Source organism: Weissella sagaensis (genome assembly GCF_005405285.1).
Taxonomy (GTDB): domain Bacteria; phylum Bacillota; class Bacilli; order Lactobacillales; family Lactobacillaceae; genus Weissella; species Weissella sagaensis.
In genome coordinates this window covers 19,249-43,912 of sequence record NZ_BJDT01000005.1, presented here as the reverse complement: position 1 = coordinate 43,912, position 24,664 = coordinate 19,249, and the positions used below count along the sequence as shown (strand labels likewise).

The 24,664-nt window shown below is 37.8% G+C and carries 26 protein-coding genes; 22 read left to right on the top strand and 4 right to left on the bottom strand.

The features are described from left to right. Positions 1-4 precede the first annotated feature (4 nt). From dapB to FFM55_RS06000, 3 genes are all read left to right on the top strand, one after another. The gene (dapB, locus tag FFM55_RS06010; protein ID WP_137600698.1) at positions 5-745 is read left to right on the top strand and encodes a 4-hydroxy-tetrahydrodipicolinate reductase; all 741 of its coding nucleotides are present in this window, start codon (positions 5-7) and stop codon (positions 743-745) included. A 42-nt stretch (positions 746-787) separates the two neighbouring features. Next, complete coding sequence (locus tag FFM55_RS06005) at positions 788-1,972, top strand: aminotransferase class I/II-fold pyridoxal phosphate-dependent enzyme (protein WP_137600697.1); 1,185 nt, start codon at positions 788-790, stop codon at positions 1,970-1,972. A gap of 88 nt (positions 1,973-2,060) precedes the next feature. Then, the gene (locus FFM55_RS06000) at positions 2,061-3,125 is read left to right on the top strand and encodes an aspartate-semialdehyde dehydrogenase (protein WP_137600696.1); all 1,065 of its coding nucleotides are present in this window, start codon (positions 2,061-2,063) and stop codon (positions 3,123-3,125) included. Positions 3,126-3,251: 126 nt separating this feature from the next. On the opposite strand, the gene FFM55_RS05995 is transcribed toward FFM55_RS06000, so the two are convergent. Beyond that, the gene (locus FFM55_RS05995; RefSeq protein WP_137600695.1) at positions 3,252-3,989 is read right to left on the bottom strand and encodes a M15 family metallopeptidase; all 738 of its coding nucleotides are present in this window, start codon (positions 3,987-3,989) and stop codon (positions 3,252-3,254) included. A 197-nt stretch (positions 3,990-4,186) separates the two neighbouring features. On the opposite strand from FFM55_RS05995, the gene FFM55_RS05990 reads away from it, so the two are divergent. The 12 genes from FFM55_RS05990 (at position 4,187) to FFM55_RS05935 (ending at position 15,156) form a co-directional block, all read left to right on the top strand. Beyond that, on the top strand, positions 4,187-5,374 hold the full coding sequence (locus FFM55_RS05990; protein WP_042492821.1) for an aminotransferase class I/II-fold pyridoxal phosphate-dependent enzyme: 1,188 nt from the start codon (positions 4,187-4,189) through the stop codon (positions 5,372-5,374). A gap of 229 nt (positions 5,375-5,603) precedes the next feature. Further along, the gene (locus tag FFM55_RS05985; RefSeq protein WP_137600694.1) at positions 5,604-6,218 is read left to right on the top strand and encodes an ECF transporter S component; all 615 of its coding nucleotides are present in this window, start codon (positions 5,604-5,606) and stop codon (positions 6,216-6,218) included. Between the two features lie 171 nt (positions 6,219-6,389). Then, positions 6,390-7,070, top strand: coding sequence for a VIT1/CCC1 transporter family protein (locus FFM55_RS05980; RefSeq protein WP_042492824.1), 681 nt, complete (start codon positions 6,390-6,392; stop codon positions 7,068-7,070). 4 nt (positions 7,071-7,074) lie between these two features. Continuing rightward, on the top strand, positions 7,075-7,752 hold the full coding sequence (locus FFM55_RS05975; protein ID WP_042492825.1) for a VIT1/CCC1 transporter family protein: 678 nt from the start codon (positions 7,075-7,077) through the stop codon (positions 7,750-7,752). 105 nt (positions 7,753-7,857) lie between these two features. Further along, on the top strand, positions 7,858-8,670 hold the full coding sequence (gene aroE / locus FFM55_RS05970; protein ID WP_042492826.1) for a shikimate dehydrogenase: 813 nt from the start codon (positions 7,858-7,860) through the stop codon (positions 8,668-8,670). Position 8,671: 1 nt separating this feature from the next. Further along, entirely contained in the window at positions 8,672-9,658 is a 987-nt protein-coding gene (gene aroF, locus FFM55_RS05965; protein ID WP_042492827.1) for a 3-deoxy-7-phosphoheptulonate synthase, read from the top strand. Between the two features lie 4 nt (positions 9,659-9,662). After that, positions 9,663-10,724, top strand: coding sequence for a 3-dehydroquinate synthase (gene aroB, locus FFM55_RS05960; protein WP_137600693.1), 1,062 nt, complete (start codon positions 9,663-9,665; stop codon positions 10,722-10,724). A 6-nt stretch (positions 10,725-10,730) separates the two neighbouring features. Next, entirely contained in the window at positions 10,731-11,909 is a 1,179-nt protein-coding gene (gene aroC / locus FFM55_RS05955; protein WP_137600692.1) for a chorismate synthase, read from the top strand. Positions 11,910-11,934: 25 nt separating this feature from the next. Beyond that, on the top strand, positions 11,935-13,227 hold the full coding sequence (gene aroA / locus FFM55_RS05950; protein WP_137600691.1) for a 3-phosphoshikimate 1-carboxyvinyltransferase: 1,293 nt from the start codon (positions 11,935-11,937) through the stop codon (positions 13,225-13,227). Position 13,228: 1 nt separating this feature from the next. Beyond that, positions 13,229-13,774, top strand: coding sequence for a shikimate kinase (locus FFM55_RS05945; protein WP_137600690.1), 546 nt, complete (start codon positions 13,229-13,231; stop codon positions 13,772-13,774). Next, positions 13,734-14,465 carry a type I 3-dehydroquinate dehydratase gene (aroD, locus tag FFM55_RS05940; RefSeq protein WP_137600689.1) on the top strand — a complete coding sequence of 244 codons (732 nt, stop codon included), beginning with the start codon at positions 13,734-13,736 and terminating at the stop codon, positions 14,463-14,465. The genes FFM55_RS05945 and aroD overlap by 41 nt, the downstream gene beginning before the upstream one ends. Next, on the top strand, positions 14,455-15,156 hold the full coding sequence (locus tag FFM55_RS05935; protein ID WP_228179745.1) for a hypothetical protein: 702 nt from the start codon (positions 14,455-14,457) through the stop codon (positions 15,154-15,156). The genes aroD and FFM55_RS05935 overlap by 11 nt, the downstream gene beginning before the upstream one ends. Positions 15,157-15,342: 186 nt before the next feature. On the opposite strand, the gene FFM55_RS05930 is transcribed toward FFM55_RS05935, so the two are convergent. The 3 genes from FFM55_RS05930 to FFM55_RS05920 are packed head-to-tail and all read right to left on the bottom strand — an operon-like array spanning position 15,343 to position 17,987. Further along, on the bottom strand, positions 15,343-16,011 hold the full coding sequence (locus tag FFM55_RS05930) for an energy-coupling factor transporter transmembrane component T family protein (RefSeq protein WP_137600688.1): 669 nt from the start codon (positions 16,009-16,011) through the stop codon (positions 15,343-15,345). After that, complete coding sequence (locus FFM55_RS05925; RefSeq protein WP_137600687.1) at positions 16,004-17,419, bottom strand: ABC transporter ATP-binding protein; 1,416 nt, start codon at positions 17,417-17,419, stop codon at positions 16,004-16,006. The genes FFM55_RS05930 and FFM55_RS05925 overlap by 8 nt, the downstream gene beginning before the upstream one ends. Before the next feature lie 4 nt (positions 17,420-17,423). Further along, the gene (locus FFM55_RS05920; RefSeq protein WP_137600686.1) at positions 17,424-17,987 is read right to left on the bottom strand and encodes an ECF transporter S component; all 564 of its coding nucleotides are present in this window, start codon (positions 17,985-17,987) and stop codon (positions 17,424-17,426) included. A 371-nt stretch (positions 17,988-18,358) separates the two neighbouring features. Between FFM55_RS05920 and FFM55_RS05915 the strand changes: the two genes are divergently transcribed. From FFM55_RS05915 to FFM55_RS05885, 7 genes are all read left to right on the top strand, one after another. Continuing rightward, complete coding sequence (locus tag FFM55_RS05915; protein ID WP_137600685.1) at positions 18,359-19,333, top strand: ribose-phosphate diphosphokinase; 975 nt, start codon at positions 18,359-18,361, stop codon at positions 19,331-19,333. Positions 19,334-19,372: 39 nt separating this feature from the next. Further along, positions 19,373-20,362 carry an aldo/keto reductase gene (locus FFM55_RS05910; RefSeq protein WP_137600684.1) on the top strand — a complete coding sequence of 330 codons (990 nt, stop codon included), beginning with the start codon at positions 19,373-19,375 and terminating at the stop codon, positions 20,360-20,362. 103 nt (positions 20,363-20,465) lie between these two features. Further along, positions 20,466-20,951: a DUF1456 family protein gene (locus tag FFM55_RS05905; protein WP_137600683.1), complete on the top strand. Its 486-nt coding sequence runs from the start codon at positions 20,466-20,468 to the stop codon at positions 20,949-20,951. A gap of 392 nt (positions 20,952-21,343) precedes the next feature. Continuing rightward, a complete protein-coding gene (locus tag FFM55_RS05900) occupies positions 21,344-22,738 on the top strand; it encodes an Nramp family divalent metal transporter (RefSeq protein ID WP_137600682.1) in 1,395 nt (464 codons plus the stop codon). Between the two features lie 172 nt (positions 22,739-22,910). After that, positions 22,911-23,225: a PadR family transcriptional regulator gene (locus tag FFM55_RS05895; RefSeq protein ID WP_137600681.1), complete on the top strand. Its 315-nt coding sequence runs from the start codon at positions 22,911-22,913 to the stop codon at positions 23,223-23,225. Further along, on the top strand, positions 23,218-23,835 hold the full coding sequence (locus tag FFM55_RS05890) for a DUF1700 domain-containing protein (RefSeq protein WP_052348401.1): 618 nt from the start codon (positions 23,218-23,220) through the stop codon (positions 23,833-23,835). Before FFM55_RS05895 ends, FFM55_RS05890 begins: the two co-directional genes overlap by 8 nt. 1 nt (position 23,836) lies before the next feature. Beyond that, complete coding sequence (locus FFM55_RS05885; RefSeq protein WP_137600680.1) at positions 23,837-24,652, top strand: DUF4097 family beta strand repeat-containing protein; 816 nt, start codon at positions 23,837-23,839, stop codon at positions 24,650-24,652. The last annotated feature ends 12 nt before the right edge of the window (positions 24,653-24,664 follow it).

The following is a 24,664-nucleotide window of genomic DNA, read 5'->3' as shown; positions in this document are numbered from 1 at the left end:
ACACATGATAACTGTATTTTTAGCTGGTGGCTTCGGCAAAATGGGACAAGCTATTCAACAATTAATAACGACACAAACAGATTTAGAACTTGTTGGTATTTTGACGCGTACACCACGTCAAAGTCATGTGCCAGTTTTTACAAATTTGGCTGATATTGACGTTGCGGCTGATGTATGGGTAGATGTGTCACAGCCAGATGCCGCCTTTGATAATGGAAAATATGCCCTGCAACATGGTTTTAATTTAGTGGTTGGGACTAGTGGTTTACAAGCAGATCAAATTGATCAATTAGCAAAGCTTAGTGAAGCGAATGGTCAAACAGGATTGATTGTACCCAACTTATCGTTATCGGGAGTTTTGTTAATGCAATTTGCAGCCCAAGCTGCTAAATATTTACCAGATGCTGAAATTTTAGAAATTCATAATCCAAAAAAAGTGGATGCCCCTTCAGGAACGGCCCGTGCAACAGCGCAAGCAATTGCAAAAGCTAGAATACAAACACCTGTTTCAACTGATCATGCTGATACAGCGCGTGGAGATGAAATAGATGGCGTTTCAGTTCATGCAATGCGTTTACCAGGGTATGTTGCGGAAGAAGAAGTGATATTTGGTGCACCAGGTGAAACGTTGCGTATTAAACAAACGTCATTTACGCGTGAATCATTCATGGGTGGCGTTGCATTAGCCATTCGCCGTGTGAATACTGTTAAAGGATTACAAACAGGATTAGACAAGGTATTATAATAAATAAAAGAATGTGGGCGGATAAGCCAAGGAGAAGTAAAGATGGTTGAAGTGAGTGAAGCGTTGGTTAGCCAATTCAATAAAACATTGGCTAAGATTGTCCCATCACCAATTCGGGTGGTTGATGATAAGTTTTCAAAAATAGACGGCATTTTAAAGTTAACATTGGGTGAACCTGATTTTTCAGCTCCTGAACATATCAAGCAAGCAATTATTGCTGACGTTGCAGCTGATGATTCGCACTATTCACCATCACAAGGTGTAATGGCATTGCGTGAAGCCATTTCAGATTATTTGACAGAGCGATTTGATACACCAAAATATCAGCCACAATCTGAAATTAGCGTTACTGTGGGTGCCGCTGAAGCCATCAATGCGACTTTTCAGGCATTATTTAATCCTGGAGACGAATTAATTGTTCCCACGCCAACATTTCCGCTTTATGAATCAGTTGCAAAAATGAATCATATTGAAGTAATTGGTTTAAATACAGCACCTGATTTTATTGTGACACCAGCAAAGTTAACGGCAACAATCGCAGAGCATCCTAATGCAAAAGCAATTTTATTGAATTATCCATCAAATCCAACGGGTGTAACCTATTCAGCTGCACAGTTAGCGGCCTTAGCTGACATTTTGCGTGAGCATAACCTGTTAGTTATTTCTGATGAAATTTATGCAGAACTTGTTTATGATGAAAAACACACATCAATGGCTAAACTATTACCAGAACAGACGATTTTGATTAGCGGTTTATCAAAATCACATGCCATGACAGGTTATCGAATTGGGTACGTAGTTGGGCCAGCAGCATTAATGGCTCAGGTAGGTAAAGCGCATCAATCAATGGTAGCAACTGCCCCGGGGCCAATGATGGCTGGTGCTATTGAAGCCTTACGCAACGGACGTGAAGATCCTGTTGCGATGCGAGAAGTTTATCAAAAGCGGCGTGATTTGGTCTTAGCAGGTTTAGCTAAGGCCGGTTTCACTGCTGCACAACCAGGTGGCGCTTTTTATATCTTTGCAAAAATTCCAGCATCGTTAAATACTAATGATTTGGAATTTGTTTATGACTTAGCAGAAACTGTCAAACTAGGAATCGCACCTGGTTCAATTTTTGGTGCTGGTGGTGAAGGGTATATTCGTATTTCATATGCAGCTTCAACAGAAAATTTGCAAACAGCTATGACACGTTTGCAACATTATGTTGAACTAAAAAATAAATAATCATTGCAAGCACAACTGGATTTTTCAGCATTGTGCTTTTAATGTAGCAAATTTTTGGTTAGAACCAATCACATGAGGGGGAAAGAAGATGAATGAAGGATATCATGTTGCAATTTTAGGTGCAACTGGTGCAGTTGGTACGCGTATTTTAGCACAGTTAGAACAATCAACAATTCCAGTAAAATCATTGAAATTGTTAGCATCAGCACGTTCGGTTGGTCAAATGCGGCAATTTAAAGGACAAGTTATTCCAATTGAAGAAGCGAAACCAGCATCATTTGACGGGGTAGATTTAGTATTGGCATCAGCAGGTGGACGCCTTGCAGGAGAATTGTTACCCGAAGCTGTCAAACGTGGGGCTGTTGCTGTTGATAATTCATCACATTGGCGCATGAATCCCAATGTACCATTAATTGTACCTGAAGTTAATGCAGATGCATTAGCTGATCATCATGGCATTATTGCTAATCCTAATTGTTCAACAATTCAAATGGTTGTTGCATTAGAACCACTACGTAAAGCTTATGGTCTAAAACAAGTGATTGTTTCGACATATCAGGCTGCTTCAGGAGCAGGGCAGCGCGCTTGGGACGAATTATTACAACAAGCACAACAACATTTAAATGGTGAAACCCAAACAGCTGATATTTTACCAACCAAGGGTGATGTAAAACATTATCCGTTAGCCTTTAATTTGTTACCCCAAATTGATACGTTCCAAGATGACGGTTATACGTATGAAGAACAAAAAATGATGCAAGAAACCAAGAAAATTATGTTTGGTGATCCAACATCAACTAAAGTTAAGGTAACAGCAACGGCGGTTCGTGTACCAGTACCAGTTGGTCATGGTGAGTCGGTTTATGTTACTGTCGCTGATGAATCTGCAACACGCGCAGATGTACAACGACTTTTGGCAACCGCACCAGGTGTTGTTTTGGAAGATGATCCAGCACATCAAATCTACCCGCAACCGTTAAACGCCGTGAATAAGCGTGAAACATTTGTGGGTCGTGTGCGGGCGGATGTTGAAAATCCAGGTAGCTTTAATATGTGGGTTGTTTCTGACAATCTTTTAAAAGGGGCGGCTTGGAATACGGTTCAAATTGCTGAAGAATTAGCAAAGCGTGATTTAATTCATAGCCAAGCATAAATTTGGATTAGCAATAAATATCCCATAATTAATATGCATAAAATTAAAAAACAACAAACGACATCTAGCAGTTTGTTGTTTTTTAATCTTGATATTTAGAATGTATATGACAAATTATTAATATAATTAATACGTTTTTACCCAAGGGAATACTGGTTTAGTAGCACCATATAAGGCGTGATCTTGATGACTTAATTTTGCCCAATTTTGGTTACCATAGTCAAAATGCCACCATTCTTCAGTATAGTTAGTAAAGCCAGATTGAATCATAATATGATAAAGCAAACGTCGGTTACGGCGTGCTTCCTCATATTTTTCAGAAGTATCATCTACTTCATAATAAGTCGTCTTGGCACGAAGACTTATATCATCAAAGGGACTACCCATATCTAATAGACGTCCTTTTTCATCAATGATTGATAAATCAACCGAGCCCCCAGTGTTGTGCGGTGAAGGTTTCTTTTCACCAGTAGAAGGTAAGGCGACAATCCGTAAAGCTGCTTGTTGAATTTCTTCGTCAGAATAAGTCGGATGGTCACGCTTAACAAATAATTTCATTTGATCAAATAAGGCTTGTTGGGTGGGAATACTTCGCCACGTATCAAACACAACAAATTTATAGCCGTAAGGTAGTCTACGCGCTGCTTCAATTAATTTTTCTTGTACATGTGCCCGAGCAAATAGTTCAGGGTAGGTACCAGGTAAATTTTGGATAAAATACTGTGGGCTAACAATCATCTTTTCAGGTAAATAACTTAATGAAACTAAGGGCTCGTTATTTTCTGTAATTGGCACTTCTTTAATAGGTGCCCAGTCCCAATTTTGAATGGGTGCTTCAATTGGCGTGTCAGTAAAATCTAACATTTTAAGCCTCCTTTAGTTTAATGATTAAAAAAACATTGTTTTATGAGAATGGTATATGATTATTTTATCATGAATTTAGTATAATAAACTGATTTACTAGTTGTGTTAGAGTAGAAAAAGATAGTAAAATGGACTTTAAATTTAATAATCACTGTGATATTAAATTAAAAAATAAATAGAAATGTGAGTGAATGAAAATGACGCAAAATGAATTTGTACAACCGTTGAATGCCAAAATCACGAATCTAGCACCTGATGGGTTAACAGGTTTTCAAAAACAAGTGCGTGACATACCAGATTTGTTACGTTTAACATTTGGCGAACCGGGGTTTGATGTTGATGAAAATATCAAAGAAGCTGTCATGTCATCAATTGCCAATAATAATTCACACTATGCTGATGCGCAAGGGGAACGTGATTTACGTCAAGCAGCAGCAGCGTATTATAGTTCACGCTATGATTTACCATTTGATGATGAAACGAATGTCATTGTAACTGTGGGCGCATCAGAAGCTATCAATGTGATTTTTATGACTTTACTAAATGAAAACGAAGGCTTAATGATTCCTGAACCAGCATACGCACCGTATACAGCGTCTTTAGATTTGGCACATGGTCAAAAAATTGCCGTTAATACACGACCAACTAATTTTAAATTAACACCAGAATTAGTTGCGCAAACTGTTGAAGAATCTGATGTTAATATTAAAGCGGTTTTGTTTAATTATCCAGTTAATCCAACTGGTGTTACGTACACACGCGAGGAGTTGGAAGCGCTTGCAGATGTCTTTAAAAAGTACCATTTATGGGTGATTTCTGATGAGATTTATGCACAATTAACATATGATCAAGAGCATGTTTCAATGGTTAGTCTTTTGCCAGAACAATCAATTTTAATGACTGGTTTATCAAAGTCACATGCGATGACAGGGTATCGTATTGGCTTTATTATTGCTGATAAAGCCTTTGTTGATCAGGCACAAAAGGTACATGAGGCGCTAACGTTCGCCTTACCTAAGTTTATCCAAGATGGTGCAACCGTTGCTTTAACAAAATCAGCTAATGTTGCTGAGGGAATGCGCGATATTTACAAAAAGCGACGTGATTGGATGGTACCGCAATTAGAAGCACTTGGTTTTGAAGTTGTACCGGCAGAAGGTGCTTTTTATATCTTTGCTAAGATTCCAGCTGACATGAATCAAGACAGTGAAGTTTTTGCGTTAGATTTAGCTGAAAATGGACACGTTGCTGTCATTCCAGGGGCTGCTTTTTCTGAATATACACCAGAATATATTCGTATTTCATATGCCGCATCGGATGAAGATTTAAAAGAAGCAATTCGCCGTATGAATATTTATTTTGATAAGAAACGTGCAAATCAATAAAATATTAAAAAACCGTATGTAGCTTATTGCTTGCTGATATACGTTTAAAAAGTAGTAAACGCCTATTAATCAGGTCTTTACTATTTTTTAGTTTGAAAGGCTATTTTTTTGACCATATAATTGCTTTTTTAAACAATTTAAAAGATTTTGTGTAATAATTTCAAACATTTGTTGTATGATAATTAATGAATATTTTATAAACATAAACAATAAATTTGGAGGAACACTGATGCAACCGCGTATGAATAAAAGTAGACAACTTGTTTTAACTGCCTTATTCATTGGGATTGTTTTATTACAATCAATTGTCCCTTGGTTAGGCACTTTACCATTAGGGGCGTTTGCCATTGGCGCAGCTGTTACAATTATTACCTATACAGTCGCAATTGGTAGCATGGTTTTAGGACCAAAAGGCGGGGCCTTATTAGGATTTGTATGGGGCGCATATTCACTGTGGCACGCCTGGTCAAGCGTACCGAGTATTGGTGCTTTAATTTTTCGTAATCCGGTTACGGCACTCGTGCCACGAATAATGGTTGGCTTTTTGATTGGTTATTTGTATCATCGATTTGTGCAACAACGTGATTTTAAACAGCAAGGTATTTGGTTAAGTATCTTAGGTGGACTATCTGCCTTGATTAATACGACCTTAGTATTAGCGATTACTTGGATTAGTTTTACAATAATGGATACGTCATTTACGGGTATTCCTCATACTAATTTAGCGCAGTGGTTGATTGTTTCAATTGCTGGTTTTAACGGTATTTTTGAAATAATTGTTGGTGCTATTTTAGTGCCATTGATTGGTATGCCAGTTTTAACTTATATGAAGAGGCAACTCTAAACAGCTGAATTGTCTTTAAAATTCGTTTATAATCCGTGTGGTTATAAACGAATTTTTATTTTGTCTGATTTATGGGAATATTTTTTGTTTTGCAAAAACTCTTACTTTAAGTCAAAAACATTTTTGATTTTTTAACGTGTATAATTAAGATTATTGGGAGGAGGCTATCGCATGAAAACAAAACAAGATTTAGCACAAAAAAATAATATTATTCGAGCTGCGGTAATGGGCGCTAATGATGGTATTTTATCTGTATCTGGTATCGTTATTGGCGTTGCAGGGGCAACGACAAGCTCCTTTGCAATATTTATTGCTGGATTTGCAGGGGCTTTAGCAGGAACGGTTTCCATGGCCATGGGTGAATATGTATCCGTGCACTCAGAAAATGATGCCCAAAAGAAGGCAATCATACAGCAAAAATCAGCTCTACAAGATAGATATCAAGAAGAATTTAATTTTGTAAAAGAACGCTATATGCAACAAGGCATTTCTAAAGAATTAGCGTTGACTGCCACGACTGAATTAATGAATCAAGATCCTTTAGGAACAACAATTAAAGAACGTTATGGCTTTTCACAACATCATGAAATATCAGCTGTATCGGCTGCGGTTGCCTCAATGATTGCTTTTCCGCTGGGCTCATTGTTGCCAATGTTGGCGATTACCTTATTACCTGAGCACATACGTATTATGGCAACAGGTATTGCTGTTTTAATTGCTCTAGGAATTACTGGATTTATGGCGGCTCGTTTATCAGGCGCAGATGAACAAAAAGCGACTATCCGTAATATTATGGCAGGGGTTTTTACGATGATTATTACTTATTTAATTGGTTCATTGATAGGAGCTTAGTATTATGACAAAAAAAGCAAGCATCATGTCAGAAAAATTGAACACAATTCGAGCAGGCGTTTTGGGGTCAAATGATGGTATTTTAACAGTAGTTGGGGTGCTTTTTTCAGTAGGCGCTGCAACGACCAATCAATTTACAATCTTATTGGCCGGCCTAGCGGATTTATTAGCATGCGCCTTATCAATGGCATCAGGGGAATATGCTTCGGTTAGTTCACAATCAGATGCACAAAAAGTTGTGGTTGTAGATGAAAAAAGGCGCATCAAATCACAACCTGAGCAAGTACAGCAAGACATTTATCAATTTTATTACGATCAAGGATTAACTGAAATAACGGCCCATAAAATTGCCCGTGAGTTGATGCATAAAATTCCGCTAGAGACGATTTTAAAAGTGAAATATGACATGACATTGGGCCATTACGTTAGCCCTTGGTCAGCAGCATTTTCTTCACTAATCTGTGCCAGCTTAGGTGGGATGTTACCGCTTGCGGCAATGTATTTAGCACCCTTAAAGTGGCAGTTTTTAGCAACGATTGGGGCAACAATTATTGCGGTTGCTTTAACTGGCTTTTTAAGTGCTAAATTAGGACAAGGTCTGCCTAAACGGGCTATTATTCGTAATATTATTATTGGCTTAATAACAATTGCAATTCATTACGGTATTGGAATGCTCTTCTGATTTTAGTAAACTTATTAGTTGAGAAGAGTTTAGTAACAAAAAAGAGACTACTTCTTGTTAGTCTCTTTTTTGCTTGTTAAAAATATAAAATTCCCGGAGAGATTAATGACAGATTATTATGGCTTAATTGGTTATCCGGTTGAACATTCAAAATCACCAGTGATGCAAAACCAAGCATTTCGTCTGGCAAGGATTGATGCAAATTATCAATTATTTCCTATTGCACCGCAAAATTTAGCAACAGCATTACCACAATTAGTTGCTAAAGGTATCAAAGGACTAAATGTTACGATGCCATTTAAGCAGGCAGTTGTGCCTTATATGGATGAACTATCGGATTTATCTAAACGGCTTGGTGTGGTTAACACGATTACCATTAGTGATGGTCGTTTATTTGGTGATACAACTGATGGACAGGGATTTTGGACGACAATAAAGCAAGTACCTAAACAGACGATTATTATTGGGACAGGTGGTGCAGCGCAAGCAATTATTGCAAGTGCCCCGAAAACGACACAAGTGCATGTATTCAATCGTATGAATGAAAAATTTGTTGCTAAGGCAGATGCTCTAGCGCACTTTATGCAAGAACCATTGCACGACTTGGCAACCATTACACAGTACCTGCCAACAGCTGATCTAATTGTGAATGCAACAAGTGTGGGGATGAATGGTGAACCGTCACTGTTATCACCGCAACAATTTTCTTTAACACCTCGGCAAGCAAAAGTCGTTGATATTATTTATAAGACAGACGATACACCTTTTGTGGCAGCAGCCAAACAAGCTAATCGAGCAGCAACGGATGGACTAGCTATGTTAGCCGGGCAAGGGGCATTAAGTTTTGCCGCTTGGACGGGTATATTCCCTGATCAACAACGTATGTTGGCGGCGATTTCAAAAGAAAGAAGAAATTAAAATGATTATTGTAATGAAAGATAAACAAGCAGCACAGACTGTCGTAACACAAGCTAAGAGTTTCCAATTAAACCATGTTTATCGCTTTGAAAATCGCGTTGGTTTTGCTGATATTAAAAATAGTGCAGCGTTATCGTTCATTAATCAAGATGATGTTATTGAAATAATTGCTGAACATCCAGCAGCAATGCAGGTTAGTCGAACATTTCACCCCAACGATACCATGATTCAAACGGCTCATAGTCAAATTGGTGGCGATAATTTTAATTTAATTGCGGGACCTGATGCTATTGAATCAGCTGAACATGTTTTAGCAATGGGAAAATCTGCTAAGGCAGCTGGTGCCACTATTTTACGCGGTGGTTCATATAAACCACGAACTAATCCATATAGTTTCCAGGGATTAGGTGAACAAGGGCTTAAGTGGCATCGAATAGCTGCAGATACTTTAGGAATGGATATGATGACAGAAGTTATGAGTCCTGCTGATGTTGATTTAGTTGGTCAGTACACAGATATATTCCAAATAGGTACGCGTAATATGCAAAATTTTGCGTTACTAAAAGCAGTTGGTCAACAGGACAAACCCGTATTATTAAAGCGAGGCATGAGCGCCACAGTCGATGAATGGTTAAGTGCAGCTGAATATATTGCCTCAGAGGGAAATACGCAAATTATGCTGATGGAACGTGGTATTCGTAGTTTTGATCAAAAATATTTACGGAATACAATGGATGTTAGTGTGATTCCAGTATTAAGAGAGTTGACACATTTGCCTATTTTAGCGGATCCATCACATGCTGCTGGAGTTGCTGAACATGTGACAGCAACTGGTTTGGCAGCCGTTGCAGCTGGTGCTCAGGGTTTGATGATTGAAATTCATGATCAACCAACAAAAGCATTGGTTGATGGTAAACAAGCGTTAACACCAGAACAAATGGTTAGTTTATTTGAGAAAGCCCAAGCCATTCACGACATAGTGAGGTAAAATCATGATAACGGTATCTCTTCCTAATAAAACCTATCAAATCAAAATAGCAAACGGATTACGTGAACAGATTGGTTTGCAAATTAAAAGTATTTGGTCACAACGGCAAATACTTATTATGACAGATGAACAAGTTGGTCATCATTATTTAGCAGAAACACGTGCACAATTAGAAGCAGTTGGCTATCAGGTTACAACATTGGTTCTTCCAGGTGGTGAACAAACGAAAACGTTACCGTATCTAGAACAAGCAATCACAACATTAGCAGATAATCATTTTACACGTGATGATGGTGTGATTGCTCTTGGTGGTGGTGTCATTGGTGATTTGGCAGGCCTTACTGCAGCAATGTATATGCGAGGCATTGCATTTATTCAACTTGCCACATCTTTGACTGCCCAAGTTGATTCGAGCGTAGGAGGGAAAACGGCCATTAATTTAGGTCAAACTAAGAATATTATGGGAACATTCTACCAGCCCGACTTAGTTTTAATTGATCCGACATATTTAACTACACTAGCGGCGCGTGATTTAGTGGAAGGCTATGCCGAAGTTGTAAAAACGAGTGCACTAGCAGGTGGCGTTTTGTGGAACTTAACTGGTAAGATACAATCAAAAGCCGATATTTTAGAGAATGCGTTAACGTTAATTATCCAGTCGGTGCAATATAAAGCCGAGATTGTTAAACAAGATGAACAGGAAGCGGGTATTCGCAAATATCTTAATTTTGGACATACAATTGGGCATGCCATTGAGTTATTGGCACATGGTAAATTACGGCATGGTGAGGCAGTCTCAATTGGCATGATTGCAATTACGCAACGATTTGTAAAAGCTGATATTAGCACGGCAAAATTTTTGGATGATTTGCGTAATAGATTAACCGTAGTTGGACTGCCAATTGACTCGTCGTTAGTGCAAAATCCAGACATGTTGCATCAATTGGTGCATGACAAGAAAAATCGTGCAGGTGTCTTGCAGTTAGTCGCAATTAAAACGCCAGGTGAGCCACTAATTATCCCAAAAGCATTAACGGATATGAACAAATTTATGCAAGGAGCGTGATATGCAATGCGTTATATGACAGCAGGTGAAAGTCATGGACCAGAAGAAGTCGCTATTATTGAAGGAATTCCAGCGGGTTTAACGATTACAGCTGAGGATATTAATGAACAATTAGCACGACGTCAACATGGCTATGGTCGTGGTCAACGTCAGGTCATTGAAACTGATACAGTGACAATTATGGCAGGCGTACGTCATCAGGTAACGTTAGGTTCACCCATTGCCCTAAATGTTCATAATGATGATCATAATCATTGGGCCAAAATTATGGACCCTAATATACCAGCAACGATTGAAAATAGTACACGTAAAGTCATGCGTCCGCGACCAGGACATGCTGATTTGGTTGGGGGGATGAAATATCGGCATCAAGCAGATTTACGCAATGTGTTGGAACGCTCATCCGCTCGTGAAACAGTTATGCGTGTAGCTGTGGGTGCAGTTGCTAAAAAATTATTAGCAGCATTAGATATTGATGTGCACGGATTTGTGTCGAACATAGGTCCGGTTAAGAGTGATTTGACACAATTAACTAAATATCAAAATTTGGCAGAATTACGTGCCGTAACTGAAAATTTTGCGACACGTTCAATGACTGCTGCAGATGATCAAGCGATGCAAGCCGTTATTGACCAAACAAAAAGAAACCGTGATACAGTGGGTGGTACTGTCCAAATGATGGCAACAGGTGTGCCGGCTGGATTAGGGTCATATGTTACTGCTGATGAAAAACTAGATGCTAAAATTGCTCGTGCAATTGTTGGCATCAATGCTTTTAAGGGTGTTGAATTTGGTGGTGGTTTTGATAATGCTGATAAATATGGTAGTCAAGTTATGGACGAAATTTATTGGTCTGCAACTCGTGGTTTTTACCGAGGTGCTAATCATCTAGGCGGTTTTGAAGGTGGTATGACTACTGGTGAGATGATTGTTGTTCGTGGTGTTGTTAAACCAATTCCAACGTTATATCAGCCAATGCAAAGTGTTGACATCGATACACATGAAGATCATCGTGCGTCAACAGAAAGGTCTGATACAACTGCAGTCACAGCAGCGGCAGTTATTGCTGAAGCAATGGTGGCTATTGAATTGGCAAAAGCCATCTTAGATAAATTTGATACGGATAGTTTGTCACGCTTGCAAGAACAAGTGGCTGCGTATCGTGAGGAAATTAAGAATTTTTAATGATAAAAGAATTGTAGGTTAAATAATGGGCAATTTGAAGTTACAAACAATGGGGCGGCATCTGCGGGGAACACTAATAATGCCTGGTGATAAAAGTATTTCACATCGTGCAGTGATGTTGGGAAGCATTGCATCAGGAGATACCAGAATTCACAATTTATTAGATTCACAAGACGTTAACAGTACAATTACAGCAATGTCCAACCTTGGTGTGACTTTTGAGCATGATGGTGATGACTTAATTGTCCATGGTAAATCATTAGACACGTTAACTGAGCCAAAACAAGTATTGAACATGGAAAATTCGGGAACTTCCGCTCGTTTATTAATGGGGTTGTTAGCGAAACAACCGTTCACTTTAACTTTTCGTGGTGATAGTAGTTTGTCTAAACGCCCCTTTGCACGGGTAATCAAACCGCTGATGGCAATGGGTGTTAGTTTTGTTACGAAAAATGATCGTTTACCAGTAACAAAATTGGCTACTAAAAGTTTAAAAGGGATATCATATGAATTACCAGTGGCCTCAGCTCAGGTTAAAAGTGCCATTATTTTGGCTGCATTACAGGCTGATGAAACAACAACCATTATTGAACCTATTCCCACACGAGATCATACTGAACGTATGCTGGCTGCATTTGGTATTTCCATAAAGCGGGTTGATAATCGCGTGATTGTTGCGCCACAAACGAACCTGATAGCAACCAATATTCAGGTTCCAGGTGATATCTCATCAGCAGCTTATTGGTTAATTGCCGCTTTATTAGTGCCAGATAGTGATTTAACCCTAAAACAGGTTGGTGTGAACCCGACAAGAATGGGTATTATTAATATCCTGAAACGGATGGGAGGGTCGTTTGAATTTAAAGCCGAACAGACAATTGGGGAGCCAATTGCTGATATTCGGGTACATTCACAAACACTGCGCGGGACGACTGTGACAGCGACTGATGTACCCACGATGATTGATGAAATGCCTTTGATTGTTTTGGCAGCAACTCAGGCTAAAGGTGACACACTGATTACTGGTGCTAGTGAGTTACATGTAAAAGAATCTGATCGTATTGCAACTGTGACGACACAACTTAATAAATTAGGTGCGCATATTGAAGCGAAAGAAGATGGTTTTTATGTGCATGGCGATACGCCATTACATGTGACAACCCCAACTGTTGTCGATTCTTGTGGTGATCACCGTGTTGGTATGATGTTGACAATTGCTGCTTTAATTACGGCCGGTGATGTTTCTTTAGCTAGAGCAGATGCTGTTAATATTTCATATCCTAAATTTTTCAAAGATTTAGATGAGGTTTTATCATAAAATGAAAGTTATTTTAATTGGATTTATGGGTGCTGGTAAAACAACAGTTGGTCAATTATTAGCGACTAAACTAATGCAATCTTTACTAGATACCGATCAATTAATTATTGATCAGACGTCGCAAACACCAGGCGACATTTTTGCAACAATTGGTGAAAATGGCTTTCGAGAAATTGAACGGCAAATTTTAATGGCAGCAGTCAATAAACCAGGCATCATTGCAACAGGCGGTGGCATTATTGAATTAAGTGCAAATCGCCAGTTGTTAGCGGAGATGCCAGTGCCAGTTATTTATTTGTCTGGTTCATTTGGACAAACAATGGAACGCTTAGTTAAAGATAATTCACGGCCAATTGTGCGAAATAAATCATTACTTGAGTTAGCACAACTCTGGGAAGATCGATTACCAAAATATGCTGCTATTGCAACCAAAACAATTTACACAGATAATAAAAGTGCAGAGCAAGTAGCCAATGAAATTATTGCATATTTAAAGGATATTGGGGATGAAACAGTTAGAAATAGGGGCAGTCACAGCAACAGCTGATCGGCCATTAATTGCTGCGCCTATTACAGCTAATACTTGGCAACAAGCAGTTCAACAAGCCAGTTTGCTCAAAGAAAGTGCAGTTGATGTTGCTGAATGGCGGGTGGATTATCTTGGTGCGTTAGATAATTTAATGGTTACGCATATCCAAAAGGTTTGCCAAGCAGTCAATAAGCCTGTTATTTTTACTTGGCGTACGCAGGCGGAAGGTGGCCAAAAAACATATCGTAAACAGACATATGAAAATGTTTATTTAAATGCCATTTCAGCAGGTGTTGCCGCTTTAGACATTGAAATCAGTTTATTGGCAGATCAGAAAAATTTATTACAAAAAATCCCCAATGATGTGCAAATCATTGGGTCAAAGCATTATTTTACAAAAACACCCACTAATTTAGTGCCACTATTAGAGAAAATGGACACTTTACCAATTGATATTGTTAAATTGGCAGTTATGCCGCAACAATTAAGTGATGTTGCTGCTTTATTAACGAGTACAAAAAAGGTTGCAAAAGATGCAAAAAAACCGTTGATTACAATGGCAATGGGCACCATGGGGATACCTTCTCGTATAATTGGCAGGGAATATGGCTCACAGTTAACATTTGCAACTGTCATTAGCAGTTCTGCACCTGGTCAATTGTTGCTGACAGATTTATTGCAAAAATGGGGAACAAGTTATGATATATAAAAGTCGATTTTTTGAAAGTGAACGACAAGCACTGATTGCTAGTATTCCAGGAACCATGAGCTACTCTTTAGTGACTTTTCATGGTATCGGGGATGATATTGGGATGGACAATATTAGATTACGTTTAGATTGGCGTGCGCCTGATGTTTTTAAAACTTATTTAAACAACGCATTACAAGTAGATGAAAATTTTGATCGTATTGGGTATGTGACACGTACTGAAATGCTTTTAGGTCAAGCAATGTTTGATTATAACGGGAATTTTACGTTATCAATAAATGCGTTAACGGCCTCTATTGCCAATTATAGTCATGAAGCAATGCAATTAGTGGCAGTTGGTGCTGATATGATTTTACCAGTTGGGTTAACAGATTTACGTCATGTTATTCACTTGACTAAGTGGCAGCATGAAAATCATGTTTTGTATCATCTAGTAGCAGGATTACCAGCCTTAGAACAAAAAGTTGATGATTTGCGTAATGCAGGGCCATTTAAAAATAGTGGGTCATTATTACGTCATGAGACTGAGTTAGATAGTCAAACCCTGTTAGTTTTTATAGGTGATTTAATTCAAGATTATTTTGGTGTAGAAAGTAATCAATTACAGTTAACTCGGGCTGCTTTTGGAAAAGTAGATCCTGATCAATCAGTAGCAAGTAATCGCATACTAATTGCGGATTTTGAAAATTGATTATGGTTGATATCGTTCATTAAAGCATCATAAATTAAAAATAAATCCGGTATATAAATGATTTTATACGCAATACGCAAAAAAGGCCTAAATCCATTATTTGGATTTAGGCCTTAAATGTGTTCTAAAAGATTTAAGCCTTAACGTGATGCCATGTAAGTGGCTACGTTCTTCGCAAGCTATTTTTTACCAAGGTTTAAAGATGATGGCAACTAATAAATATAATAGAACAAAAATAATTGGTAAAAGCCATTCCCATTTTGATAAATGGTCTGTAACAGTTTGTGTTCGAGGAAAGCCTTCTGAAAAACCATGAGAAGTCATGGCAATAGCCAAATCATCAGACCAATGCAAAGCACTTAAGATTGCTTTAAAGTAAATTTGTGGTTGCCATAAATGATACGTCACGCCACGCAAGGCACCAGCATAACGAATAATTTGGACTTGGCGGCGTACGCGAGGTACCAAATTAAAAGCAGCTAATAAACCATACGTAAATGTATTAGATATTTTAGCATGTTGATTTAAACTCATTAGTAAATCTTTAACAGATACAGTCAGCGTAACAGCAGCACCTAAGAATAAATAGGCGTACAAACGGGTTGCGTAGACGAGCGCTAAATGGTGTGTGTCACCAGTTCCAAAGGCAATGAATGACCACCACGTCCCAAAAGCAAGGGGGAGTGAAATCAAAATCATTAAGCCAATTAACTTAAAATTTGGACGCTGTGTCAGCAGATAAACACCACTTATCAAAACAACGACACCATTTAAAATAATTGAGCGAACAAATGATGTTTCAATACCAATGCCAAGCATGATGGCAACTAAAATTGTTGGATTTAGTCTAAACATTGTTGGCCTCCCCAATTAAGATGAGTGATTTATTCTTGAAGACTAATTCATAATCAATAAAGTTAGCCAAGCCAGTACGTTGGTGAGAAATCATTAAGACACTCTGTTGGGTTGCCTGAATGCTATCACTAATTAACTGCATAATAGCTTGAACAGAATTGCTATCTAGACCGGCTAATGGCTCATCAAGTAACAAAACAGGTTGTCCCATAATCAACATACTTAAAACCTGCAATTTTTTCTGTTGGCCACCGGACAGCTGGTAAACAACATGATCTAATAATTGATCCAAATGCAAGGTCGTTAAAGCGGCTTGAATACGTTCATGTGTCCAATAAGACGCAGCTAAACTATGACGTTGCGATAAATTGATTTCTTCTTGTAAGGTCATTTTGACAAATTGGTCTGTCGCCGACTGGAAAATTAAGGCAACTTGTTTGGTCCAATTTTTTAACTTTATTTTACGGGTGTCTTGACCGTCCCAATTAATCTGACCAGCATACTTTATTTGGTGACCTAATGCTTTAAATAAAGTCGATTTACCAATGCCGTTGGCACCAGATAATAAGCCAATCTGGGCACTAGGTAAGGTGAAAGAACTTTCAGCTAACAAAGTCCGTTGCTGACCAACAGTTAACGTGAGTTGGTTAAAACTAAGATGACCTGTGGGATGAGGTACACCATAAAACGGTGTGATGACCGGTAAGTTATCTAGTTTTGTTAAGGGTTGTTGGGACAATGTGCCAGTTTTAGTATCAAGGGCATATAAATAATCAACTAATTTTTCATAACCAGATAAATCATGATCTGAGATGATAATTGTTTTATGTTGTTCAACTTGTAATTTTTTTAAATCAGCTAACAAGGCTAAACGAGCTGTCGGATCAACACTTGCAAAAGGTTCATCTAATAAAATAATATCGCTATCCATTGCCAACACAACAGCCAGGGCGACACGCTGTTTCTCACCACCTGATAATGTTAATAATTCTTGATCAGCAATATCAGTTAGGTGGAGTGCTTCAAGAGCCAATGGGACCCGTTGATTAATCACGTCTAGTGATAGCTGAAGATTTTCTAATGCAAAAATTAATTGTGAACGGGCAGTACGCATTGCAAATTGGCGATCTGGATTTTGAAAGAGCATAGCAATACGTCGTGCTCTTTCAAATGGGACAATAGGTTGGATGGGCTCATTATTTAATAAAATTTGGCCACCAGTAATGACACCACCAAATTTTGGCAATAAACCAGCCATTGATTTTAAGAGTGTTGATTTACCTGAACCTGAAGGACCAATTAATAGGTTAAATGATCCGGGTTGTGGTAGCCAATTAATTTGATTTAAGATATTTGGTTGATTATCAGCATACGCAAAACTAAAATTTTCAACTTTTAAATTTGTCATAAGCTTAATGTTTTAAGACACCAGACTTGGTAACTAATTTTTGAATGTAATATACTAAGACGCCGCCAAAGAACCCAGCTGAAATTAAACGGATGATAAATAGGGTAATCATCAAGCTGGGTTTATAGTCTGCATAACCACTATTAAACAAATCCCAGATAAACGTGACAATAGTGGTTGTAATGACAGAAAAAGTCAAACCAAGTTTACCCCAGTTTTTATAACCAGTTGCGGCAAAGCCTAATTCAGTTCCCACACCTTGAACAAAGCCAGAAATCAAGTTAGCGGCACCCCAACTTGAAAATAGCATCATTTCAACAGCAGCAGCTAGGACTTCGCCTAGTAGTGAACTACCTACTTTTTGTAAAATTGCACCAGCAAGTGGGGCGGCCATTAACCAAACGCCTAACGTTAAATCATTGGCATATGGCTTCAAAGGCGTTGCTGCTACAGCATAATAAGAAGCACTCCACACCTCAAAAATAACCCCAAAAAATATGGCGATGATTGCTAGGAAAATAACATCCCGTAGTGACCATTTTGTCTTTGACTCATTAACTGTTTGCATAATAAATTGCAAACCTCCTTAAAATAATATCGTCGAATCGCCAAAGCTCTGGTAGCAAAAAAATCCCAGCACTACAAAGACACATGTCTTTGTGGGTACTGGGATTGTTTACTGTCATGATAAACAAGAAGCTCCCTAGCAAAATTACATTGCTCAGGTTCTATGGGTATTTTCTCAGCCAGCTCTTGGCACCCCAGCTTATTTGATTCGCTTGTTTTAGTATAGGGGTAATTAAATCTATTTGCAAATTAAACTTAGGTTTATCATAAATTTTAGCGAGATTATATATAGATAAAAGATACCGTAACGTTGTTTATTTTGGTAAAATAAAGAAGACAAGAAGTAAGGATGAGAAATGGAGGCATTCGTTCGTGGAATCTCAAATAACATTGTTAGGGTTAAGTACCAATAATATTCTAGCAAAATCTGTGGCTGAAGAGCTGAACATACCATTGACACCAGTAGATATTCAGCGTTTTGCTGATGGTGAAATTTATGAACGAGTTCAAGAAAGCATTCGTGGAGATGATGTCTATGTTATTGCGCCGATTGCAGAAGAAGTAAATGATGCTTTCATGGAAATCATGATTGTCGTTGATGCACTGCGCCGGTCATCGGCGGGACAAATTACTGTGGTTATGCCATATATGGGGTATGCACGTCAAGATCGCAAAGCAAAGTCTCGTGAACCTATTACCGCTAAAATGGTGGCCTCTTTAATTGAAATGAATGGTGTTGATCGTGTCGTTTCAATTGACCTACATGCCCAGCAAATACAAGGATTTTTTGATATTCCAGTGGATCATTTAAAAGCAGCGCCATTATTAACAGACTATTTTTATAGTCGTAATATGACGGATAACTTGGTAATTGTGTCACCAGATCATACTGGTGCTGGTCGCGCCCGTAAATTTGCTGATATTTTGAAAGCACCATGGGGTGTTGTTAATGATAATATCGCCATGACAAAGCCAGAGTCACCAGATGCAATCGTTGGCGATGTTAATGGTCGTCGTGCTGTAATTGTAGATGACATCGTGGATACAGGTTACCGTGTACAAATGACAGCTCGTGCACTTTTGGCTAATGGCGCAACTGAAGTTTATGTTGCTGCTACTCATCCAGTCTTATCAGGAGATGCTGCTGATAAATTAGCAACTGATGATAATATTGAACGATATATTTTCACAGATACAATTCAGATTCCAGAAGAAAAGTTGAATCCTAAGTTTACAGTATTATCAATTGCACCATTATTAGCAGAGGCTATTCAACGTATTCACGATAACGATCGGATTGACGTCTTATTGCGTTCAAGTAACAATCCTGACGTTAACATTTACTAATTTAAAATTAATATGAAGTCAAATTTGGGAGGTACAAACATGGTTTATGCAGCAGCAGATAACCGGTATGATGTTATGCCATATCGTCGCGTATCAGATTCCGGTTTAATTTTACCCGCACTGTCTTTTGGTTTGTGGCGTAATTTAGGTGATCAAATGCCACTATCAAATTCACGTGAGGTTATTTTAAAAGCGTTTGATAACGGGATCTTTTCGTTTGATAATGCTTCTAATTATGGCCCAGCAGATGGGACTGCTGAAGAGACATTTGGGGCGGTGTACCAAAAAGATTTACAACCATATCGTAACGAATTAGTCATTACAACAAAGGCTGGTTTTCATATGTGGCCAGGGCCACTAGGTGAATTTTCGGGTAAGAAAACCCTAACAGCTGCCTTGGATTTGTCATTGCAACGGATGCACTTAGATTATGTAGATATTTTTTATGCACATCGTTGGGATCCTAACACTAATTTACGTGAAACAGCGCAAGCCCTTGATTTAATGGTTCGTCAAGGTAAGGTTTTGTATGTTGGTGTATCTAATTACACAACTGAACAAGTGGCTGAGATTTCAAAAATATTTGATGAATTACATACGCCTTTTATTGGTAATCAAATGTCATATAACATGTTTAATCGTGAAGCTGAAGAAAGTGATATGTTGTCAACTTTAGATGATCATCATGCTGGCTTAATTGCGTATGGACCATTGGCAGAAGGTTTATTGACTGATCGCTATTTGGATGGCATTCCAGCTGACATGCCATTACATCGAACAAATGCATTTATTCAAGAAGATCCTAAGGGTGCAGTTGCCAAGCTTAATGCACTAAATAAAGTTGCTGCTGACCGTGGTCAAACTTTGGCCCAATTAGCAATGGCTTGGTTGTTACGAGATAAGCGGGTACCGTCAATTGTAATTGGTGCTTCTTCAGTTGACCATTTATTAGATAATGTTAAAGTTGCTGATAATATGACGTTATCAACAGAAGAATTAAGTAAAATTGATCAAATCCTAAAAGGATAAGTTAAAATTGTTTATTTTCAAAGTAACAAATATGGAAATAAACAGTTTTTTTATTGGCAAATAAGTTGTTATAATCTCAAAAATGAAAGAAGTTAATTAGTAAATGCATAATAATGATATCGTTCGTCGTTTGCAGTATATTTTTAATATTAGTAGTAAAGATATGTTAGCCATTTTTAAATTGGGTGATTTGGATTTAACGAAGGCTGAATTTTTGGCCATTATTGCCAAGCCAGCCCCGGAAAGTGCACGTGATGCGCAATTATCACGGCATGATTTAGAAAAATTTATGAATGGTTTAATTGTGTCACAACGCGGGCATAAGAAAAATGAAGATGGTTCTTTAGCACCACAAGATTATAGTATGCAACGTGATAATGATATTAATAATGTTGTGATTAAAAAAATTAAAATTGCGATGTCATATACAACTGAAGATTTGTTAGCTTTTTGGCAGGCTGCAGATTTTAAAGTAACAAAGGGTGAAGTAGGCGCAATGCTTCGTCGTAAATCACATCCTAAATATTTGGTTGCAGGGGATCAATTTATGCGTAAGTTATTAATGGGGATGGCAGAAAATTTGCGTTAAAAATGGCACAAATTGATTTAAAGTAACGATGCCGTTATAAAAATAAGAAATGAAGTTCATCAGCAGTGGATAACTATAATCATTCTATTGTTTAATCGAAATCCGAAAATAATTTAGTCGGTAGTAAAATTATATTGAATTGATTGATAAACTTTTTGACAATACTGCATAAAAAAAATAAAAATAAAGAAAATAAATGGTTGCATCTTATCTAGCAACAGAGTAAGATGTTCTTTGCGGGTGGGAATACTCCCGGTTAAGTGAAAGTCATAAGCTTTCAACAACCAAGTTGGACGAAAATCTTTATGAATTTTATTTAGCACTATATACAAAAAGTAAATAGTACACTGGGATGACCTTACGACGACAATTATTTATCTTAGGAGGTTGTCATGTCTGAGAAAGAAATGACAGAAAAAAAGGGCTTAATTCAAAGCGCAGCGGATGATGCTAGCCTGGGCGATGTGAATGGCTCGGTAGAAATACCTAAAAGTGGTTCATTTTGGCGTAAATTATGGACCTTTTCAGGTCCAGGAGCATTAGTTGCCGTAGGGTATATGGATCCAGGTAATTGGGTAACTTCAGTTACTGGTGGAGCAACTTATCGCTACACCCTATTATCAGTTGTTTTGATTTCATCATTGATTGCGATGATGCTACAATATATGGCTGGTAAGTTGGGAATGGTCAAGCACGAAGATTTAGCCCAAGCGACTAGAAAACGTACGAATAAAACTGGCGGTATTGTTTTATGGATTATCAGTGAGTTAGCTTTGATGGCTACCGATATTGCTGAAGTTATTGGTGGAGCGATTGCTTTACACTTGCTATTTGGTTGGTCAATGATTGCATCTGTTTTGACTACTGCTTTAGATGTTGTCTTGTTGTTGCTATTGATGCGTTTTGGATTCCGAAAAATCGAAGCTATTGTTGTCACACTTATTTTAACGATTTTATTTATTTTCGGATACTTGGTCGTATCATCAGATCCTAACATGGTAGAATTGTTTGGTGGTTATCTACCACAAATTCAAGCAGTTAGCACAACTGGTATTCACGGTGCTGATTCACCACTTTTGATGACATTAGGAATTATTGGGGCAACTGTTATGCCACATAATTTGTACTTGCACTCATCAATTTCGCAAACACGTAATGTTAATCGTGATAACAAAGAAGAGCTAAAAGAAGGTGTTCGTTTTATGACATGGGATTCAAATATCCAATTGTCACTAGCCTTTGTTATTAACTCATTCTTGTTGATTTTAGGAGCTTCGTTGTTCTTCGGTCACGGTGATTCAGTTGGAACATTTGGACAAATGTACAGTGCTTTGAGTGATAGTGCAATTGCTGGAGCAATTGCTTCACCAATTCTATCGACTTTGTTTGCGGTTGCTTTGTTAGCATCAGGTCAAAATTCAACAATTACTGGAACTCTAACTGGTGAAGTTATCATGGGTGGTTTCTTACACTTGAAAGTACCAATGTGGCTACGTCGTGTGATTACACGTGGTTTGGCCTTGATTCCGGTTGTCGCTTTCACATTAATATATGGTGGGGACGAAGGAAAGCTTGATCAATTGCTTGTTTATTCACAGGTGTTCTTATCAATTGCTTTGCCATTTGCGATGGCACCACTAATTGCCTTTACTTCTTCAAAGAAGGTTATGGGTGAAGATTTTGCTAATCCAAAGTGGATGACTTGGTTGGCTTGGATTATATTTACTGTCTTAACAGCATTAAATCTCCAATTAGTATTCCAAATTGTTGGTCAAATGTTTAGCTAATTAGTTAATCAGATTGATTATTAAAATCAAAAGTTAAACGCACGGATAATGTTTTATTCATTATCCGTGCGTTTTTGACTATTAAAAAATAAGCATTTTCTTGACATACCATTATATGTCGTATAATATAATGGTATACGAAATATAATATTGAAAAATAGGGAGAAAAGCCATGAATATTCAAGTGCCAACTACGGTACTAGATGGCTCAGTATTAGCAGTATTAACTAAAGAGGATACTTACGGTTATATTATTACCAAATCAATGCAAGAATTATTGGGGGTAAGCGAATCCACCATGTATCCGGTACTTAGACGGCTAAAACGAGATGGCTATCTAGAGACATACGATAAACCATTTGAAGGACGTAATCGACGATATTACCACATAACTGACTTAGGAGTAAGTCACCTGCAAGAAATTGTTCACTCATGGGCGTCATTTAGAGAGGCAGTTAATTCATTATTGGAGGAGCGTAATGATTAAAGAGTATTTAGATAATGTGAGATCTTATTTAAAAGATTTACCAACTGATGAACGGGAAGAATTATTACAATTTTACGAAGAACAAATGTTAGATGCGGGCTACTCAATACAAGATATTGAAGAAAAATATGGGACACCGAAACAATTCGCTCGTTCTTTAAAAATTGAGTATTTTATTGAAAATGATGAAGTAGCTGATGATACGGTACCACGTAGTACACGAACTAAAAATCGGATGAATCTTGTCTGGTTAGTCGTTTTAGGGTTATTTGCGTCACCTTTCTTAATTCCAATTGCGATTGGTGTGATTGGTATTTTGATATCAGCAATCATTTTGTTCTTGGGCATTTTATTTAGTATTTATGTTGGTATTATTGGTGTATTAGCAGGGGGATTAATCGCCTTTGTTAACGGTGTTATTTTACTTTGGCAATCAGTTGCCACCGGCGTCTTTTACATTGGAGCAGGGTTGCTGTTGACTGGTGCTGTTATCTTCTTTGCACCAATCGTTTGGCGTGTAACACGCTGGTTATTTGAAATGTTAGTAACATTTATCAAATGGGTAGGTAACCGTTATTTGAGTAAAAATAATGTAAAGGGGGCACATTAAGATGGGATTAAAAGCAGCATTAATCACTGGTGGTAGCGTCATGGTTGTTGGTGGCGCAATGGTAGTGATTGGTCTATCTACAGGTGCTAATACAGCTATTACTTGGGATAACGGCCCCAAAATTGTTGAGACGCATAAATTTAATAAGACACTTGCAGACCATCAATACAAAAAACTAACTATTAATGGTGGTTCAAATAGTATTATTAACTTAGTACAAGGCGATAAATGGCATATTTCAGGTCATTATACAAATATTGACCAGTTTAAATTGCATGCCGATAATGATGATTTGAATATCACCATGCATGATCGTGATCGATTTATCTTAGGGATTGAACCATCAAGTCAAAAGTTAACGATTACGGTACCTCGAGGGATTGATTTAGATAAATTAGCGGTTAGAACTGAGGGTAGTGGTGTTATTACGAAAGGCATTTCAGCTAAAAATGTCGTCATTACAAATTATTATGGTGGTGTTCGTTTACAATCACTCCATGCAGATAAAATTAACATGAATGGTGAATCAAGTAGTTATCGTCTAAAAAATGTTAGTGCAAATCAATTACATGTAACTGGCGATGACGTTGCTTTTAATGCTAACCGACTAACACTTAAGGAAGCTAGTGAAATTAAGAGTGATAATTCAGATATTAAATTGAATAATGTCGTTGTGCCGGGGATGAGAGTGATTAATAGTGATAGTGACCTTGAAGTAAATGATAAAGATCAGGGTGAAACGGATTACATAACTGGTGATCAAAACAAAGCATTGAAGATAGCTGGTGAAGAGGGGGCAATAACGATTAATCATTAAAATTTTGCTATG

Bases quoted from the DNA above. Each gene is read 5' to 3' on its own strand.
- FFM55_RS05990 (WP_042492821.1), top strand. From the start codon at position 4,187: ATGACGCAAAATGAATTTGTACAACCGTTGAATGCCAAAATCACGAAT.
- FFM55_RS05895 (WP_137600681.1), top strand. From the start codon at position 22,911: ATGAATATTCAAGTGCCAACTACGGTACTAGATGGCTCAGTATTAGCA.
- FFM55_RS05925 (WP_137600687.1), bottom strand. From the start codon at position 17,419: ATGACAAATTTAAAAGTTGAAAATTTTAGTTTTGCGTATGCTGATAAT.
- FFM55_RS06000 (WP_137600696.1), top strand. From the start codon at position 2,061: ATGAATGAAGGATATCATGTTGCAATTTTAGGTGCAACTGGTGCAGTT.
- FFM55_RS05930 (WP_137600688.1), bottom strand. From the start codon at position 16,011: ATGTTTAGACTAAATCCAACAATTTTAGTTGCCATCATGCTTGGCATT.
- FFM55_RS05920 (WP_137600686.1), bottom strand. From the start codon at position 17,987: ATGCAAACAGTTAATGAGTCAAAGACAAAATGGTCACTACGGGATGTT.
- aroA (WP_137600691.1), top strand. From the start codon at position 11,935: ATGGGCAATTTGAAGTTACAAACAATGGGGCGGCATCTGCGGGGAACA.
- aroD (WP_137600689.1), top strand. From the start codon at position 13,734: ATGAAACAGTTAGAAATAGGGGCAGTCACAGCAACAGCTGATCGGCCA.
- FFM55_RS05980 (WP_042492824.1), top strand. From the start codon at position 6,390: ATGAAAACAAAACAAGATTTAGCACAAAAAAATAATATTATTCGAGCT.
- FFM55_RS05890 (WP_052348401.1), top strand. From the start codon at position 23,218: ATGATTAAAGAGTATTTAGATAATGTGAGATCTTATTTAAAAGATTTA.
- FFM55_RS05905 (WP_137600683.1), top strand. From the start codon at position 20,466: ATGCATAATAATGATATCGTTCGTCGTTTGCAGTATATTTTTAATATT.
- FFM55_RS05935 (WP_228179745.1), top strand. From the start codon at position 14,455: ATGATATATAAAAGTCGATTTTTTGAAAGTGAACGACAAGCACTGATT.
- FFM55_RS05975 (WP_042492825.1), top strand. From the start codon at position 7,075: ATGACAAAAAAAGCAAGCATCATGTCAGAAAAATTGAACACAATTCGA.
- aroB (WP_137600693.1), top strand. From the start codon at position 9,663: ATGATAACGGTATCTCTTCCTAATAAAACCTATCAAATCAAAATAGCA.
- FFM55_RS05885 (WP_137600680.1), top strand. From the start codon at position 23,837: ATGGGATTAAAAGCAGCATTAATCACTGGTGGTAGCGTCATGGTTGTT.
- FFM55_RS05900 (WP_137600682.1), top strand. From the start codon at position 21,344: ATGTCTGAGAAAGAAATGACAGAAAAAAAGGGCTTAATTCAAAGCGCA.
- FFM55_RS05995 (WP_137600695.1), bottom strand. From the start codon at position 3,989: ATGTTAGATTTTACTGACACGCCAATTGAAGCACCCATTCAAAATTGG.
- aroE (WP_042492826.1), top strand. From the start codon at position 7,858: ATGACAGATTATTATGGCTTAATTGGTTATCCGGTTGAACATTCAAAA.
- FFM55_RS05945 (WP_137600690.1), top strand. From the start codon at position 13,229: ATGAAAGTTATTTTAATTGGATTTATGGGTGCTGGTAAAACAACAGTT.
- FFM55_RS05985 (WP_137600694.1), top strand. From the start codon at position 5,604: ATGCAACCGCGTATGAATAAAAGTAGACAACTTGTTTTAACTGCCTTA.
- dapB (WP_137600698.1), top strand. From the start codon at position 5: ATGATAACTGTATTTTTAGCTGGTGGCTTCGGCAAAATGGGACAAGCT.
- FFM55_RS05910 (WP_137600684.1), top strand. From the start codon at position 19,373: ATGGTTTATGCAGCAGCAGATAACCGGTATGATGTTATGCCATATCGT.
- aroF (WP_042492827.1), top strand. From the start codon at position 8,672: ATGATTATTGTAATGAAAGATAAACAAGCAGCACAGACTGTCGTAACA.
- FFM55_RS06005 (WP_137600697.1), top strand. From the start codon at position 788: ATGGTTGAAGTGAGTGAAGCGTTGGTTAGCCAATTCAATAAAACATTG.
- aroC (WP_137600692.1), top strand. From the start codon at position 10,731: ATGCGTTATATGACAGCAGGTGAAAGTCATGGACCAGAAGAAGTCGCT.